Below are 17472 nucleotides of genomic sequence, written 5' to 3' on the forward strand. Positions count from 1 at the left end.
TTATCTTTCACTGGATCCAAGTGCCGAAAAGGGCCGGCCAAAGCGGGAGGAACCAGGTATGACCATCACCCAGCGGGATCGTGACCTCGGCACGGCCTATGCGATGAAGCCGGCGCACACCCGCACCGAGCTCACCTCGGTCGCGCGCGGCACGCCGATGGGCGAGCTGCTGCGCCGTTACTGGCACCCGGTCGGGCTCGTCGGTGACGCCACCGACACACCGAAGAAGGTGCGCGCGCTCGGCGAGGATCTGGTGCTGTTCCGTGACAAGCATGGCCGCGCCGGCCTGGTGCACGCCCGATGCTGCCACCGCGGCACCACGCTCTACTATGGCAAGGTCGAGGAGGACGGCATCCGTTGCTGCTATCACGGCTGGAAGTTCGACACCCGAGGGCCACTGCCTGGAGCAGCCCTGCGAGCCCGACGGCGGCCAGTTCAAGGACAAGGTGCGCCAGCCCTGGTATCCGGTCGAGGAACGCTACGGCCTGATCTTCGCCTATATGGGCCCGGCCGGGAAACGCCCGGTGCTGCCGGCTTACGAATGCCTGGAGACAATGGACGACGGTGAGCTGGTCGAGGCCGATGATTCCTCGATCGGCGGCGGTGGCCCCGCCATCATCCCCTGCAACTGGCTGCAGCATTTCGAGAACGTGGTCGATCCCTATCACGTGCCGGTGCTGCACGGCTCGTTCTCCGGACCGCAATTCACCAACATGATGGCGTCGATCCCGGAGGTGAGGTTCGAGAAATCGCCGCGCGGCGTCCTCGTGCGCTCCGAGCGCAAGCAGGACGACGGCAAGGTGTTCTATCGCGTCAGCGAGGCCGCGCTGCCGACGCTGCGCGTCGTGCCGAATCCGCGCGTCGCGCAGTTCGCGCGCGTCGAGTCGATCGGCTGGGTGCTTCCGATCGACGATGGCTCCTTCCGGATCTACGTCGCCGGCCGCGTCAAGAACTCCGGCGACATCAGCCGCATGCGCTCGAAGTTCAACGGCAAGTTCTGGTGGGACATGACCGAGCAAGAGCACCAGCAATTTCCGGGCGACTATGAGGCCCAGGTCGGCCAGGGCGAGGTGACGATCCATTCCGAGGAGCATTTCGGCCAGAGCGACCGCGGGATCCTCATGATCCGGCGCATGCTGAGCGACCAGCTCGACGCACTCGCCGCAGGCCGCGACCCGATCGGCGTCTCGTTCGATGCCGGCGCGCCGCCGGTCGAATTCGAAGCGGGGAATTACATCCGCGAAGGCTGACCTTCCAGCCCCTACTTCCGGGCTGGACCATTAACGACAATAAACACAAATTGGGGGAAGCGATGGTCGATGTGACGTCACAGATGTCGGTGCAAACGGCTGCCGCGGCAAAGCCCCCGGCGCGGCGCTATTACGTGCTGGGGCTGCTCACCATCATCTACGCGCTGAACTTCCTCGACCGCACGATCTTCAACGTGCTGATCGAGCCGATCAAGAAGGAGTTTGCGCTCAGCGACACCATGATGGGCCTGCTCGCGGGCTTCGGCTTTGCGCTGTTCTATTCCCTGCTCGGCATTCCCATCGCGCGCGTCGCCGACCGGCTCAACCGGCGCAACATCGTGGCCGTCGCCTTTGCATTCTGGAGCGCGATGACGGCGCTGTGCGGCGCAGCCACCAGCGTAACCTCGCTGGCACTGGCGCGCATCGGCGTCGGCATCGGCGAATCCGCCGGCTCACCCGCCTCGCAGTCGATCGTCGCCGATCTCTTCGCCAAGAACGAGCGCCCGCGCGCGCTCGGCATCTACGCCATCGGCACCTATCTCGGCGTCTTCCTCGGCTATTTCGTCGGCGGCTACGTCAACCAGCACTATGGCTGGCGGATGGCCTTCTATGTCGCCGGCCTGCCCGGCATCCTGCTCGCACTGGTGCTGTGGCTGACGATCTCCGAGCCGAAGCGCGGCGCGATGCAGGAGAGCTTCGTGCCCGAGCCGCTCGGGCCAACGCTACGTTTCCTGGCGTCGCAGCGCAGCTTCATCATCGTCCTGATCGGCTTCTGCCTCACCACCTACACGAACTACGCCACCGCGGCCTGGATCCCGCCGTTCCTGGCGCGCGTGCACCATCTGTCGAGCGCGGAGATCGGCACCTATGCCGGCACCTTCAAGGGCCTCGCCGGCATGGCCGGTACCCTGCTCGGCGGCTTCGTGGTGGCGCAAGTCAGCCGCCGCGACGACCGCTGGAAGCTGTGGGCGCCTGCGATCACCTCGGGCCTCGCCGGGCCGGTGTTCGCGCTGTGCATGCTGACGCAGGATTTCGCGATGATGGTCGCCATGCTGGCGCTGACCTCGTTCCTGGTCGGCTTCCATCTCGGCCCGATCTTCGCGATCGCGCAGACGGTGGCCAAGCCCAGCATGCGCGCGCTCGCCTCCGCGCTGATCGCGCTCACCGCCACCTGCTTTGGCCAGGGCGTCGGCCCGCTCGCAGTCGGCATGGTCAATGACGCCCTGAAGGGCAGTTATGGCGCAGAGGCCGTGCGCTATTCCCTGCTCTCGGCGGCGGTCACGACCACGCTCGGCGCCCTCTTGTTCATCTGGGCCGCCCGCGCGATCCGGGACGACATCGGCCGTGCCGCGGCCTGAGACCGACCCGGTGAGCCCGCCCGGCGAAACCAGCCGGGCGGCGAGATGAAACCATTTTGCGGAACCCGTGAAACCATCCGGAAACAGATGGTCCTTAAGACATGAGCCTACAGACGGCGGCAAAGCCCGTCGGGAGGCTCAGATGAACCACTCAATTCACTCTGCTGATCGTGCGACCCACCTGAAGATCGTGGTGGTGGCGCTGGTGGCTGGCATCACAGTGGCGGCCTTCGGCATCGCAGCCCGCACCAATGCCGATTACAGCCAGACCGCCCAGTCCACCCACGTCATCAAGGCCGGCAAGCCGGTGGTGGTGACGAGCGCGGGGACGTCCGAGATTCGCTGATACGTCCTCTTCCGGGCTGACCGATGGCCGCCTCCGGGCGGCCTTTTTCGTTTTCCAGAGCAATGCTTAGCCGAGTTGCACCGGTGAAGCGCAACGTCCTTGACTTCACTCAGCCCCGCCTTTAATTCCCCCCTCGTTCCGCGCGCATCGAGCGAACCACGCGGGAGTAGCTCAGTTGGTTAGAGCGCCGGCCTGTCACGCCGGAGGTCGCGGGTTCGAGCCCCGTCTCTCGCGCCATTTTGGCAATCCCTTCATAGTCTTAGCTTGAACTTCTAGACTTCCGCGGCATCTGCGCCGGCGATTGCCTGCCGCTGGCGGGAACTCTCGGCATAGTCAGCCCGCGCCCGAATCGTCTACGTCTCAAAGGACTTAGAGGGATCCCCACGCACTCTCGGCTTTTCCAGGGATACCCTGTCATTGGACAACCGAGGAGGCCAGTCATGGCTAAGAAGGATCCGGCCAAGAAGGATTCGACAAGGAAGGCAGCTGCTCCCGCCACTATCACGCTCAAGCACCTCGCCGCCGATATCGCCGAGAGCCAGGAGCTGTCGAAAAAGCGCGCCGAGGCGGTCCTGACCGACATGGTCGATTTGATCGCCAAGCACCTTAGGAAGGGCGACCGGGTCCGCATCGTCGGGCTCGGCATCCTCCAGGTCCGCAAGCGCGCCGCCCGCACCGGCCGCAATCCCGCCACCGGCGAGCCGATCCACATCAAGGCCAGCAAGAAGGTTACCTTCCGCCCGGTCAAGGAACTGAAAGAGGCGATCTGAGGCTACGCTTCGTTAAGCCTGATCCCACCTCCTTCCTGCCGCAACGCGGCCCGCTTTTCTGGTATACCGGCTGCTTCCCTGACCCCGGCGGTTTGACCAGAAATGTCCTCCCTCACCTTTTCGCATACCGTGACCGAGCGCTTCCTGCGCTACGTCACCATCGACACCCAGTCCGATCCGGAATCCCCTCGCTCGCCCTCGACCGAGAAGCAGAAGGATCTCGGCCGCGTGCTCGCCGCCGAGCTGAAGGCCATGGGCGTCGCCGACGCGCATCTCGACGATTACGGCTACGTCTACGGAACGATCCCGGCCACCACGGACAAGAAGGTGCCGGTGATCTGCTTCTGCTCGCACATGGACACTTCGCCCGACGTCACCGGCAAGGACGTCAAGCCGCAAGTTCTGAAGAACTATCGCGGCGGTGACATCACCCTGCCAGGCGATGCCAGCCAGGTGATCCGCTTCAACGAGCACCCCGCGCTGAAGAACCAGATCGGCAACGACATCATCACCACCGACGGCACCACGCTGCTGGGCGCCGACAACAAGGCGGGCGTTGCCGAGATCATGGATGCCGCGCACTTCTTCATCAACAACCCCGATGTGAAGCACGGCACCATCAAGATCCTGTTCACGCCGGACGAGGAGATCGGCCGCGGCGTCGACAATGTCGATCTGAAGAAGCTCGGCGCCGATTTCGGTTACACCATGGACGGCGAAAGCGCCGGCTGCGTCGAGGACGAGACCTTCTCGGCCGACGGCGCCACCATCACCATCAACGGCGTCAGCGCCCATCCCGGCTACGCCAAGGGCAAGATGGAGCACGCGATCAAGATCGCGGCCGCCATCGTCGAACGGCTGCCGAAGGAAGGCTGCTCGCCGGAGACGACCTCGGGCAAGCAGGGCTTTCTGCATCCGATCGGCATCGAGGGCGCGCTGGAGCAGGCAAGGCTCTCTTTCATCGTCCGCGACTTCACCGAGGAAGGGCTGAAGGAGAAGGAGGTCCTGCTCGAGACCATCGTCAAGGACGTGATGAAAGACTATCCGCGCTCGACCTACACGTTCGAGGTGCGGGAGCAGTACCGCAACATGAAGCAGGTGATCGACCGTCACCCGCACGTGCTCGAATACGCCATCGAGGCGATCCGCCGCGCCGGCCTGCGCCCGATGCGCACCGCGATCCGCGGCGGCACCGACGGCTCGCGCCTGTCCTTCATGGGCCTGCCCTGCCCCAACATCTTTGCCGGCGAGCACGCGTTTCATTCGCGGCTCGAATGGGTCAGCCGGCAGGACATGGAGAAGGCCGTGCAGACCATCGTGCATCTGGCGATGATCTGGGAGGAGAAGGCCTGACGCCTCCCATTGTTATGCATGCCGAAATGGCCGGGCTTGCCGCTCGGCCATCTGCTTTGGAGCTACGGCACCGGCATTGCGCGCGGATTGCGATGGAAGCGATTTGAGCTCGCCATCCAATTCGGCAATGGTTCTCCATCGCGATGCCGCCCACCGGCCACAGCCGCCGCCCACGCCACCGCGGCACCGATCAGGGTCGCGGCCGCGACCGAGAACGCCACGATGATCGAGTTGCGCCGCGCACGGTTGATGGCAGTCTTGGAGTCCGCGATCAGCGCATCGACCCGCCGTTCGGCGTCGGGGGCCTGTAGCCCCGTCAGACCAGCAACCTGCTGCACCAGATAGGCTCGGTCGTCGGTGCTGACTCCGCTATGGCTGGACGACGTCATCAGAATCCGTCCCGCCTCAGCGCGTGCCTCCCTCAGATCGATGTTTGGGGCGCGACGCGGCGCGCGGAACAGCTTGTCGAGCTCGTAGCTGAGCAGCGGCTCGGCCGCGGACGTATTGCTTGCCGAGCTGCGCATCGGCGAACGGTCGATCGCGGCAGCGCCGAGCAGCGCGAGCAGAGCCGCGCCAGCCAGCACGGCCAGGGCCCAGGAGGTCAGCCCGTGCAGGCCGTCCCGTCGCTCGCCATCGTCTTCGATCGTCGCCAGCGCGGGCGCTGGTCGCGTCGTCCGGCCGGCGATGTAGCCACCGAACCCGAAGCTGATGATCGCCTGGATGATCAGGTACAGCCCGGACAGCAGCGCCAGCGCCGCCGAGGCATCGCGCCATGTCGGCGAGGCTGAACTGACACCCAGGCCGACCGCGACGCCAAAGCCGATCAGGATGAACGACATTGCACCGGCGGCGAGAGCGCCTGCGAACACCGAGCTCCACTGGATGGTCCGGCGGTTGTCGGACGCCGCCCCGCCGCCCTCCATCATGTCTTCCCGTACGAGCGTTTCCATTGCCGTTCTCTCAGCGCAGGCCGAAGAACGACAGGATCGCCATGATCACGACGATCAGGCCGATCAGATAAATCAGTCCGTCCATAGTCCCATCCTCCTCAAACATTCCTGATCGCTAATCGGGACGAATGAGGAACGTTCCTAATTCGGCATCGAAGTGCGGAACGAACCGGCCCGATGCGCATTGTCTGCTCAAGTCCCAAGGATGAAGATTGTGAGCACGAAGGCCTCAGCCGGTCAGCCCCGGGCTGGGGCCTTCCTTTTGCGTTTCCTGTCCTATGTTAACGACGCCGGCTCTGCGATCATAAAGGATGCCACCGGGGCGGAACCTCCGGATCGGGGAGAGCCGCGTGGACCGCAGAACGGCGTGCCTTCATCAGGCAGATGCATTTCGGGAAAAGGCGATCGCCGATCCCGAGCAGCACGACAGATGGATCGATGAAGCCATCAAATGGCTGGAGCGGGCGATGGAAGCCGGCCGTTGCGCAATCGACCCGGCCGAGGACGGCGACACCGGCGATGTTCCAGAAGCGGCAGCCGACGCTCAACTGGGCCTGATCACGCGCCAGTGAGAAGCGCTGGCATATGCGGCCGGCACTGCGGCAATTCTTCAAGGGACGTAACAATGTTGCGGGTCGACACTGTTCCCGCCCCCATGCTAGGCCGGGCACAGACCGCAACCAGAGTGACGTCGTGCCCGCGAACCGCCAGCCCTCAGGAACTTGCCGCCGGTGCAATTGGCGCGGGCTCCTGTCTGTGCTGATCGCGGTCGTCTATCTGCTCGCGGGCGCGCTGCATGGCTCGCACGACATCGACGTCACCACGCCCGGCGGCGGCTCGGAGATCGCCGCGGTCCTTGATGGTCCCACGGGCCATAGTGACCACAAGGCCATCGGCGGACATCATTGCCATGGCTGCTTCTCGCTGACCGTGACACAGCCGGCGCCTGCGGCCGCATCGGTCGCGCTTGCAGCTGCATCGAGCCCGCAGCATGCGCCCCGGCTCGCCGGAATTACCCCCGATACCGATTCTCCGCCTCCCAAACATATTGCCTGAACGGATTGGTCGGGCGTCCGCGCCCATTAGGTTCATCCTTCACAGGTCGGTTTTATGTTTCGCAGGAGAATGGCCGCGCGCCTGGCGTGCGCGGTGGCGTGTCTGATTGCCGGATCGGCGATTGCGCCGTCGCACGCCCAGACTTTGACGATGCGAAGCGCGCTGTCGCGCGCGCTGGCCGCGAGCCCACGGCTGACGGCGGCGGAGCGCGACGTCGGCATCGCCACGGGCCAACGGATCCAGGCCGGCGCCCTGTTCAATCCGGAGCTGTCTTACGAGCAGGACGATTCATTCGGTTCCGGCAAGTACCGCGGGACGCGTTCGGCCGAGACCACGCTCCAGATCAGCCAGGCCTTCGAGCTGTTCGGCAAGCGCGACGCGCGGATCGCCGCCGGCGCGGCCGGTATCGAGGTCGCCGCGATCCAGCGCAAGGCGGTCAGGCTGGAGGTGCTGTCGGAGACTGCGATCGCCTTCCTCAGCGTGCTCGGCGCGCAGCGGCGCATCCAGATCCTCGACGAGCAGATTGCCGCGATCGACCGCTTGACGCCGCTCTTGCGCCGTCGCGTCGAGGCCGGCGCCTCCTCGCCGGCCGAGACCGGCCGCGCTGAAGTCGCCTCCGCCCTGGTGAAGGCCGACCGCGAGCGCTTCAAGGCAACGCTGGCCAGCGCCCGGCGCGAGCTTGCGGTGCTAATGGGCGAGGCATCCGCGAAATTCGGCGAGGTCTCCGGCCGGCTCGACACCATGGGCAAGCCGCCGACGTTCCAGTCGGTGGTCGCCGCCATCGACGCCAATCCGCAGCTGGTGCGCTGGACCGCGGTCTTCGCCCAGCGCAATGCCGAGCTCTTGCTGGCACGGCTCAAGCCCTATCCGGACGTGCGGATCGCGGCCGGATGGCGTCACTATAACGAGACCAATGACGATGCGGTGCGGCTCTCCCTCTCGGTGCCGATCCCCGTGTTCGACCAGAACCAGGGCAACATCCTCTCGGCGCAGGAAAGCCTCGCCAAGACCAAGGCCGAGCGCGAGGCCAACCGCAACGCGCTGATCGTGATTGCCGGCCGCGCCTACGACTCGCTCCAGGGCTCGCTGCGCGAGCTCGCGGTGCTGCGCGAGACCGCGATCCCCAAGGCCGTCGAGGCGTCCGAGGCGATCTCGCAAGGCTACGGCCAGGGCCGCTTCACCCTGCTCGAGGTGCTCGACGCGCAGGCGAGTGTTACCCAGGCGCGGCTGCGCGAGCAGGAGGCGCTTCAGAATTTCCACGCAGGCGTTGCGACCATCGAAGGCCTCGTCGGCAATCCCTTCACGCTGGCGCGGGAGAGCGCACGATGAAGACGTCCTCCACCATTCTCGTCGCCATCGTTGCCGCCGCCCTCGGCGCTTACGGCTATTCCCTGCTCGGGCCGGCCACGCCCGCGCATACCGAGCACACTGAGCATTCCGAAAAGAAGCCGAACGACCATGTCGAGCAGGATGAGCACGGCGCCGACCGCATCCGCATCTCCGACGTCAAGCTGGCAGCCGCGGGCGTCACGCTCGCCGAAGCCGCGAGCGCGACCCTGACCGACACGCTCGCCTTCAACGGCATTCTGCGCGCCAACCAGGAAGCCGTGGTGCAGGTGACGCCGCGCTTTCCGGGCCTCGCCAAATCGATCCAGAAGCGCATCGGCGACAAGGTCGGCAAGGACGATCTGCTCGCCGCGATCGAGAGCAACCAGAGCCTCACCGTCTACGAGCTGAAGGCGCCCATAGCCGGAACCATCATCGAGCGGCAGATCTCGCTCGGCGAATACGCCTCCGAGCAGAAGCCGGCCTTCGTCGTCGCCGACCTCTCCACCATCTGGGTCGACCTGTCGATCTACCGGCAGGACCTCCGGCGCGTCCACCTCAACGACGAGGTGCTGATCGATCCCGACGATGGCCGCGGCGAAATCAAGGGCACGATCTCCTACATGGCGCCGATCGGCTCGAGCGAGACCCAGACCGCGCTTGCACGCGTGGTGCTGCAAAATCCGGACGGCCGCCTGCGGCCCGGCCTGTTCGTCACGGCGCGGCTGATCCTCGCCGCACGCAACGTCGCGGTCGCCGTGCGCAGGAGCGCGATCCAGACGCTGGAGAACCGGACCATCGTGTTCGTTCGCGAGGACGGCGACAAGATCGAGGCACGCCCGGTCGAAACAGGCGATTCCGATCCGCGCCATGTCGAGATCAAGGCCGGCCTGTCGGCAGGCGAGCACTACGTTGCCGAGAACAGCTTCGTCGTGAAGGCGGAGATGGGCAAGGGCGAGGCCGAACATGATTGAGCGCCTGATCGCCGTCTCGCTGCATCAGCGCTGGCTGGTCCTGCTGTTCGCGCTCGGCGCCATCGCTTTCGGGACCTGGAATTTCCAGCGCCTCCCGATCGACGCGGTGCCTGACATCACCAACGTCCAGGTCCAGATCAACACCCGCGCGCCCGGTTATTCGCCGCTCGAGACCGAGCAGCGCATCACCTTCCCCGTCGAGACCGCGATGGGCGGACTGCCCAAGCTCGACTATACCCGCTCGCTGTCGCGCTACGGCCTCAGCCAGGTGACGGTCGTCTTCAAGGACGGCACCGACATCTTTTTCGCCCGCCAGCTCGTCGGCGAACGCATCCAGCAGGTCAAGGACCAGCTTCCGGCCGGCGTCCAGGTCGCGATGGGTCCGGTCTCGACCGGGCTCGGCGAGATCTTCATGTACACCGTCGAAGCGAAAGCGGGCGCCAAGACGCAAAGCGGTCACGACTATTCGCTGACCGATTTGCGCACGGTGCAGGACTGGATCATCAAGCCGCAGCTTCGCAACGTGCCAGGGGTGATCGAGGTCAACACCATCGGCGGCTTCGAGCGGCAATTCCACGTGCTGCCGGACCCGGGCAAGCTGATGGCCTACCGGCTCGGCTTTCGCGACGTCATGACGGCGCTCGCCGCCAACAACGCCAATGTCGGCGCCGGCTATATCGAGCGCAACGGCGAGCAATATCTGGTTCGTTCGCCGGGCCAGGTCGGCAATATCAGCGAAATTCAGGACATCGTCATCGGCTCGCGGGGCGGCAATCCCGTCCGGATCAGGGACGTCGCGACCGTCACGGAAGGCCGCGATCTGCGCACGGGCGCCGCGACGCGCGATGGCGAGGAGACCGTGCTCGGCACCGCCATGCTGCTGATCGGCGAGAACAGCCGCACCGTGGCCCGCCGCGTCGCGGCCCGTCTGGAGGACATCGCCAAATCGCTGCCCGATGGCGTCGTGACGCGAACCGTCTATGACCGCACCGATCTGGTCGAAGCCACCATCCGCACGGTCAAGAACAACCTCCTCGAGGGCGCGGCGCTGGTGGTGGCCGTGCTGTTCCTGATCCTCGGCAACATCCGCGCCGCCCTCGTGGTGGCCTGCGTCATTCCGCTGTCCATGGCGATGACGATCACCGGCATGGTCGAGACAAAGGTCAGCGCGAACCTGATGAGCCTCGGGGCGATCGACTTCGGCATCATCGTCGACGGTGCCGTGATCATCGTCGAGAATTGCCTGCGCATGCTGGCCGCGGCCCAACGCGAGAAAGGCGGCCTGCTCACGACCTCCGAGCGGCTGCGCGCGATCCTGCGCGGGTCGAGCGAGGTGATCAAGCCGAGCCTGTTCGGAACGCTGATCATCGCCGTGGTCTATCTGCCCGTGCTGACGCTGACGGGCGTCGAGGGCAAGATGTTCACGCCGATGGCGTTGACCGTGCTGATGGCGCTGGGCGCAGCCGTGCTGTTCTCGATCACCTTCGTGCCGGCGGCCGTCGCCATCTTCGTCACCGGCAAGGTGTCCGAGCACGAAAACCTGTTCATGCGGATCGCCAAGCGCGCCTATCTTCCCCTGCTCCGCTTTGCCATCGACAACCGGCTCGCGGTCGCCGTCATGGCTGCATTCATCGTGGTGGCAAGCGGCATCGCCGCTTCGCGGATGGGCGGCGAGTTCATTCCAAGCCTGGACGAAGGCGACGTGGCGCTGGCCTCGATCCGGATTCCCGGCACCAGTCTGACGCAATCGCTGGACCTGCAGAAGGCGCTGGAAAAGCGCATCACGCAGATTCCGGAGGTGAAGGAGTTCTTCACCCGCATCGGCACCGCCGAGATCGCCACCGATCCGATGTCGCCGGCGCAGACCGACGGCTACATCATGCTGAAGCCGCGCAGCGAATGGCCCGACCCGGGCAAATCGAAATCGGAGGTGATCGAAGCGATCGACAAGGCCGCCGACGACATTCCCGGCAGCGCCTATGAGATCTCCCAGCCGATCCAGTTCCGCGTCAACGAGCTGATCTCGGGGGTGCGCAGCGACGTCGGCGTCAAGATCTTCGGCGATGACCTCGACATCCTGCAAGGCGCGGCCAAGCAGGTCGAGGCCGCGATCCGCGGCATCCGCGGCGCCAGCGACGTCAAGATCGAGCAGGTCGCAGGGCTTCCGATCCTCACCGTCCGCCTCGATCGCCAGGCGCTCGCCCGCTACGGCCTCAGCGTCGGTGAGGTGCAGGGCATCGTCGAGATCGCGGTCGGCGGCAAGTCGGCCGGCAAGCTGTTCGAGGGCGACCGCCGCTTCGACATCGTGGTTCGCCTGCCGGAGCATTTGCGCGGCAATCTCGAGGCGATCCGGGCGATCCCGATCCCGCTGCCGCCCGGCGAGGACGCAGCAACCGGCACGGCCGTTCGCACCGCGCTGTCCGCCTCCCCACTCACCCAGATGCGCTATGTGCCGCTGTCGTCGGTTGCAACCGTCGACGCGACGCCCGGCCCGAACCAGATCAGCCGCGAGAACGGCAAGCGGCGCATCGTCGTCACCGCCAACGTCCGCGCGCGCGACCTCGGCTCCTTCGTCACCGAAGCCGAGACGGCCGTCGCCGAGAAGGTCAAGCTACCTCCGGGCTACTGGATCGGCTGGGGCGGCCAATTCGAGCAGTTGGTCTCCGCGACAAAACGACTGATGATCGTGGTGCCGGTGGCGCTTCTGCTGGTGTTCCTGCTGCTGTTCATGGGCATGGGATCGGCGGCGCACGCGGCGCTGGTGTTTTCCGGCGTGCCGCTGGCGCTGACCGGCGGCGTCGCCGCGCTCTTGCTGCGCGGCATTCCCCTGTCCATCAGCGCCGGTGTCGGCTTCATCGCGCTGTCGGGCGTCGCCGTCCTCAACGGCCTCGTCATCATCGCCTTCATCGAGCGGCTGCGCAGCGAGGGGCGGCCCCTCGTGGAGGCCGTGCGCGAAGGCGCGCTGACGCGGCTGCGCCCGGTGCTGATGACGGCGCTGGTCGCCTCGCTCGGCTTCGTGCCGATGGCGCTTGCGACCGGTGCCGGCGCCGAGGTGCAGCGGCCGCTGGCGACCGTGGTGATCGGCGGCATCATCTCCTCGACCGTGCTGACATTGCTGGTGCTGCCGGCGCTCTACGTGCTGTTCCGCCGTGACGCCGCAAACGAAACGCCTACAATGGCGCCTGATTTGGCGACGTCCGGGGAGCGCTAGAATTGGGCAGCCTCGACCATCACGGTCATCACCACCATGATCATGGCGACCATGGTCACAGCCATGTCCATGCCCCCGCCAATTTCGGCAAGGCGTTCGCGCTCGGTATCACGCTCAACACCGCGCTGGTCGTGGCCGAGGCGGTCTACGGCTATCTCGGCAACTCCACCGCCCTGCTCGCGGACGCCGGCCATAATCTGTCCGACGTCCTCGGTCTGGTCGTGGCCTGGGGCGCCTCGATCGCGGCACGGCGCGCGCCGAGCGGCCGCTTCACCTACGGTTTTCGCGCCTCCACCATCCTGGCGGCGCTGGCCAACGCGGTGTTCCTGCTGGTTGCGACCGGCGCAATCGGCTGGGAGGCGATCCTGCGCCTGCGCGAGCCGGAGCCGGTCGCGGGCGTGACCGTGATGGTGGTCGCCGGCATCGGCATCCTCATCAACGGTTTTACCGCCCTGCTGTTCGCAAGCGGACGCAAGGACGACATCAACATCGAAGGCGCCTATCTACACATGGCCGCCGACGCTGCGGTCTCGCTCGGCGTCGTCGTCTCGGCCGCGCTGATCATCTGGACCGGCTGGCTCTGGCTCGATCCCGTCACCAGCCTCGTCATCTGCGCCACCATCCTGTGGAGCACGACCAGCCTCTTGCGCGGCTCGATCGACATGTCGATGGCGGCAGCGCCCAAGGGCACCGACCTCGCCGCGATCAGAGCTTTCCTGCTCGCGCGTCCCGGCGTGTCGGCGATCCATGATCTCCACGTCTGGCCGATCTCGACCACCGAGACGGCACTGACCTGCCACCTCGTCATGCCCGCTGGGGCCGGCGATGCCTTCCTGATGGAGACGGCGCAGCTCCTGAAGGCGACCCATCGCATCGGCCACACCACGCTTCAGATCGAGACCCATCCGGACAATGGCTGCGCGCTGGCGCCGGATGATGTGGTGTGACCGCGTCTATGCCTCGCTGCCGCCGGCCCGGCCGGCCCTGGCCCTGAGCCAATCGAACAGCACACTCCCGAGGATCGCGCTCGAGCCGGCGAGGAAGGGAATGACGTAGTACGCGTAGCGATTGAGCCCATAAACGAGGAAGGTCGGAAACGCGGCGCTGACCATTGCCAGCAGGATCATCAAGGTGCCGCCGGCAACCAGGCGGCCGGAAGACCGCCGGACCCAACCCGCACGGCTCGCGGGGACGCCGATCAGGAGCACGAGCGCAAGGCAGAGTGCCGCCGAGGACAGCCACAGCATCGCACCCGGACGATCGTCGTATTCGGTCGAGACTTTCACCCCGCAGCACAGCACGACCAGATCCGAACTCGGCGCGTAACCACGCGCAAAGAGACGGTTCAGATTGAGCTGAAGCTGATCCGCGGTCGGCAGCAGCCGCGACAATGGCCACCAGGGCTTGTAATAGTCCTGAACCAACTGTCCGGACTTCAATCCGGTCGGACTGCCGAAGAACGGGAACCTGTCGCGGTCCATGAAGAACTCATAACCCTGCGGACTGGGCGTCCGCCGCGCCACCGAATTTGCGTCGAACAGCAGGAAGAACATTTCCCGCAGAAAGTGCTTCGTAAGGTGGCGATAGAGCGTCGACGGCGTCGTCAGCGTTTCGATGAAGATGTCACGCACGACCCTCTCGAGATCCGCCTCGCTGTCGCCGGTCTTCGCCAGCCGGTGCATCGCGCCGAACGGCCACTGGTAGACACCGATGTCGGGCCATCCCCGAGGCGTGTCCTCAGCCCGCATCTGCTCGACGTACCCCCGCGCCTGCGCCTTCCGGTCGAGATGAACACCATGCTCGAAATCGCCGGAATAGCCGACCACGAAGGCCATCACGGCCAGGGTCTCGTTGCCCGCGGGGCGCTTGCCGATCGCCAAATTGATCGCCGCCGGCGTCAGGTAGACGACTGATGCGACAAAGCCTGCCAGCGCAAGTACGCCGAGCCGGCGCAGCAGTCCCGCATCCAGCACCACCACCAGCCACAACAGAATGATTGCAGCCTGTCCTATCGCCGCCGACCGGCAGGTCAGCAAGGCGCCGAGCGTCAAGCCAACGGCCGCTGCGGCCGGCAACGCTGGCCATTTCCTGAAGGCGGCGCCCGCGGCGATGAATGCCGCAAGACTGACCAGGAAGTTGGAGATCGTCTCGGCACCGATTGTATTGTCGTAGTGGACGATGCGGCCGTGCAACGCCGCCAGACAAAACGCCACGAGCGCGAAGAAACGTGGCGCGCCGGCAAAGCGCACGATGGCCGCGACGAAAAGCGCAGTGCCGACGCTCATCAGGTGCTGCGCGATGACGAAGACGAGGATGTGCGGGCCGAACAGTTTTGAGAGCAGCACAAGGAAGGCGGCCACGCCGTACGGCCGCTTCATCATATCCTCAAGATATTGTCCTCTCAGGATGGATTCGGCCTGGATGATATAGGCCGCGCTGTCTTCGTGGATGAAGTGATCCGGCCAGGCCGCCAGGAAAGCAAGGTGGACCATCAAGGCCAGGCCGATTGCGCAAACCCAGACCCAGAACCACGCGATGGAGTTCACCCACCCGAGCACCCCCCATGAAGAACCAGTGCGCTGGTCCAGTGCTCGATCCATTTTCAATGCCCGCAGATGGTCATGTTCGAACCGCGATGTCACGTCGAAGCCTGGCTCGTCGGCGCCGACGCGGTCTGTGAGCGCCCCGCCAACCATCGCGCCGCCCAACGATTGATCGGGCGTTCGAACATCATCCAGGACGCCGATGAGATCGCGATGACGAGCACGAGCAGACCCCAGCGCCAGATCTCGCCATTCGCCTTGTCGAAGTGCCTCCATGCCGCCAGCCACGGCAAGAACATGAACACCGGCCAGTGCCACACATAAATGCCGTAAGAGATATCGCCGAGTCTGACGAGCAAGCGCGGCGCATATGGTAGCAGCGTCAAGGCGGCAACGGCCAGGCAGCACGCCAGCGGCGTCGACCATATCGTCAGCTGCGGGCCAACAACGTAGGCGACGACCGCCAAGACCAGAAACGCCAGACTGGAGATCCAGCGCGGCGAAAACCGCGCGACCATCATGTAGGCGAACACGCCGGCGGCGAAGTCGGCATAGTGACCGTCGGCAAAACGAGAGATGATCGGCGGCTGCGGCTCGATGCCGCGTCCGATCCACGTGGCGGCGATGCACCAGACGAACAACAGTCGGGGTCCGCCAAGCGGGATGAGCACTGCGGAGACGAGATAGAAAATCACCTCGTATTCGAGTGTCCAGCCAACCGCGTTCATGGGGGCGGGCTGCGGAACGATCAGGAGCGAACGCACTATCCGGCCCAGCTCGATCTCCTGCGGTGGCCCGCCGATGCTGCGGCTGAAGAACACAATCATGACCAGCGTTGCGAGCGCATTGAGGGGATAGATGCGAAAGAAGCGTTTGGCGAGGAAACTGAACGGTGTGTAGCCGGGCGCCGTCGAGACGTAGCAGACAATGAACCCGGAAATGGCAAAGAAGAGGTCGACCCCGTCGGCGCCTCGATTTGCCAGGAACCTCCAAGTAACGAGTTGGGATGCATCGAAGTGGTTCAGCGCTAGATGCGTGTGAAAATAAAACACTGCCAGAGCAGCGACCGCCCGCCCGAGCTGCACGCCGGGCAGCCGACCCTGAAGTTGAACATCTCCCATCCCGCACACAACCTAGCAGCGCCCCCGGCCCTGTGCAATGTCACACGGCCCGAGCAGGTTCACGCCTAAAGCGGCTCCGATGACGGGCGACTACCCCGCCTTCGCGGTCACGATCCAGATCGCGCCCTGCAGCGAAACCGATTGCCCCTTCAGGAACGGCGCGAGCATCTCGCGGATCGACGCCTTGGCAGCCGCGTACGTCTCCGGCGGATGTCCCTGCAGCGCGCGGCTGGCGGGGCCGATCTGCAAGGCGCCATCAACCGCGGCATCGAGGCCGCCGCCGATCGCCACATCCATCGCCAGATTGCGCGGCTCCATCGCCATGTCGACGAAACCCGCTCCCTTCAGGATGCGCATCACGCGCTCTTCCGAGGCGAAAGCGAACGGGCCCGGCTCCTCCGGCCCGACCGGCGGCATCTTCGGCACGTGTTTGTAGACCGCCATCAGCGGCGCCATCATCCACGGATTTTCCTTTGGCTCGCGCCAGCATACGAAGGCGAGCCGCCCGGTCGGCTTCAGCGCTCGCCGCAGATTGGTGAAGGAGGCAATGGGATCGGCAAAGAACATCACGCCGAAGCGCGAGGCCAAGAGATCGAAGCTCGCCGGCTCGAACGGATGCACGGTGGCGTCGGCCAGCACGAAATCGAGCGGCAGGCCCTTTGGCGCAAACGCGCGCGCCTGTGACAGCATCGGCTCGGACACGTCGAGGCCGAGCGCGAACCCATCGGGCGCCACCGCCTTGGCGAACGCGAACGTCGTCGCGCCGGAGCCGCAGCCGACATCGAGAACGCGCTCACCGGGTCTCGGCTTGGCGCAGTCGATCAGCGCCTCGGCAATCGGTCCGAGCAGGCTCTCCTGGGCCGCATGGCGATCGGCCCAGCGCTGGCCGCTCGGGCCGTTCCAATAGGCGATCTGATCGGCGTTTTGCTCGTGTCCGCTTGGCTGCTGCATGGTGTTCCCGGTCATTCCCATTCGCGATGCCTATCCCGTCGCGGTTTTGCAATTGCACAGGGGCGATACCACGTCGGGATGGCGGGCGCACCCCTTCAAGGAGTCAAGACGGGTCGCACGCCGAGCCCGGAATTACGAGATTGCGATGGTCGAATCGCCTCGGCTCATTCGACGCGCTTCGCGCAGGCACGCCCGACAGACATGTCGGTAGATGAGATCGAGCAGAGCACACATTGGCCAACCCTCCGTTGTGACTTGCGGGC

At 65.5% G+C, this 17472-nt stretch carries 13 protein-coding genes, 1 tRNA gene and 1 pseudogene; 12 read left to right on the top strand and 3 right to left on the bottom strand.

Features of this window, described 5'->3' with window-relative positions; genetic code table 11:
• The first annotated feature begins 58 nt into the window (after positions 1-58).
• The 6 genes and pseudogenes from GGD67_RS40010 (at position 59) to pepT (ending at position 5077) form a co-directional block, all read left to right on the top strand.
• Positions 59-1250 (top strand): annotated as a pseudogene (locus tag GGD67_RS40010) (Rieske 2Fe-2S domain-containing protein).
• A 62-nt stretch (positions 1251-1312) separates the two neighbouring features.
• Positions 1313-2608, top strand: coding sequence for a spinster family MFS transporter (locus GGD67_RS33735; RefSeq protein WP_018320135.1), 1296 nt, complete (start codon positions 1313-1315; stop codon positions 2606-2608).
• A 142-nt stretch (positions 2609-2750) separates the two neighbouring features.
• A complete protein-coding gene (locus tag GGD67_RS33740; protein WP_018320134.1) occupies positions 2751-2954 on the top strand; it encodes a hypothetical protein in 204 nt (67 codons plus the stop codon).
• A gap of 160 nt (positions 2955-3114) precedes the next feature.
• Positions 3115-3191: transfer RNA gene (locus tag GGD67_RS33745), tRNA-Asp, on the top strand.
• A 203-nt stretch (positions 3192-3394) separates the two neighbouring features.
• A complete protein-coding gene (locus GGD67_RS33750) occupies positions 3395-3724 on the top strand; it encodes an HU family DNA-binding protein (protein WP_179738803.1) in 330 nt (109 codons plus the stop codon).
• 102 nt (positions 3725-3826) lie between these two features.
• A complete protein-coding gene (gene pepT, locus GGD67_RS33755; RefSeq protein ID WP_179738805.1) occupies positions 3827-5077 on the top strand; it encodes a peptidase T in 1251 nt (416 codons plus the stop codon).
• 62 nt (positions 5078-5139) lie between these two features.
• Here the strand turns inward: pepT and GGD67_RS33760 are convergent, their stop codons facing one another.
• Positions 5140-6027, bottom strand: a complete 888-nt coding sequence (locus GGD67_RS33760; protein ID WP_018320131.1) for a hypothetical protein — start codon at positions 6025-6027, stop codon at positions 5140-5142.
• A 350-nt stretch (positions 6028-6377) separates the two neighbouring features.
• On the opposite strand from GGD67_RS33760, the gene GGD67_RS33765 reads away from it, so the two are divergent.
• The 6 genes from GGD67_RS33765 to GGD67_RS33790 all read left to right on the top strand — a co-directional run bounded on the left by GGD67_RS33765 (position 6378) and on the right by GGD67_RS33790 (position 13541).
• A complete protein-coding gene (locus tag GGD67_RS33765; protein WP_179738807.1) occupies positions 6378-6599 on the top strand; it encodes a hypothetical protein in 222 nt (73 codons plus the stop codon).
• A 121-nt stretch (positions 6600-6720) separates the two neighbouring features.
• Positions 6721-7083, top strand: coding sequence for a hypothetical protein (locus GGD67_RS33770; protein WP_179738809.1), 363 nt, complete (start codon positions 6721-6723; stop codon positions 7081-7083).
• Between the two features lie 54 nt (positions 7084-7137).
• The gene (ihpA, locus tag GGD67_RS33775; RefSeq protein WP_092257350.1) at positions 7138-8412 is read left to right on the top strand and encodes a divalent metal ion exporter subunit IhpA; all 1275 of its coding nucleotides are present in this window, start codon (positions 7138-7140) and stop codon (positions 8410-8412) included.
• Positions 8409-9383, top strand: coding sequence for a divalent metal ion exporter adaptor subunit IhpB (gene ihpB / locus GGD67_RS33780; protein ID WP_092257353.1), 975 nt, complete (start codon positions 8409-8411; stop codon positions 9381-9383). The genes ihpA and ihpB overlap by 4 nt, the downstream gene beginning before the upstream one ends.
• A complete protein-coding gene (locus tag GGD67_RS33785) occupies positions 9376-12594 on the top strand; it encodes an efflux RND transporter permease subunit (RefSeq protein WP_179738811.1) in 3219 nt (1072 codons plus the stop codon). Before ihpB ends, GGD67_RS33785 begins: the two co-directional genes overlap by 8 nt.
• Positions 12595-12596: 2 nt before the next feature.
• The gene (locus GGD67_RS33790; protein ID WP_179738813.1) at positions 12597-13541 is read left to right on the top strand and encodes a cation diffusion facilitator family transporter; all 945 of its coding nucleotides are present in this window, start codon (positions 12597-12599) and stop codon (positions 13539-13541) included.
• Between the two features lie 1691 nt (positions 13542-15232).
• On the opposite strand, the gene GGD67_RS33795 is transcribed toward GGD67_RS33790, so the two are convergent.
• Both GGD67_RS33795 and GGD67_RS33800 read right to left on the bottom strand, forming a co-directional pair.
• On the bottom strand, positions 15233-16258 hold the full coding sequence (locus tag GGD67_RS33795) for an acyltransferase (protein WP_179738815.1): 1026 nt from the start codon (positions 16256-16258) through the stop codon (positions 15233-15235).
• A 90-nt stretch (positions 16259-16348) separates the two neighbouring features.
• Positions 16349-17209 (bottom strand): class I SAM-dependent methyltransferase, encoded by an 861-nt coding sequence (locus GGD67_RS33800; RefSeq protein ID WP_179738907.1) that lies wholly within the window; start codon positions 17207-17209, stop codon positions 16349-16351.
• Positions 17210-17472 lie beyond the last annotated feature (263 nt).

The sequence above is a fragment of the Bradyrhizobium sp. IAR9 genome (assembly GCF_013408065.1).
In the GTDB taxonomy this organism is placed as follows: domain Bacteria; phylum Pseudomonadota; class Alphaproteobacteria; order Rhizobiales; family Xanthobacteraceae; genus Bradyrhizobium.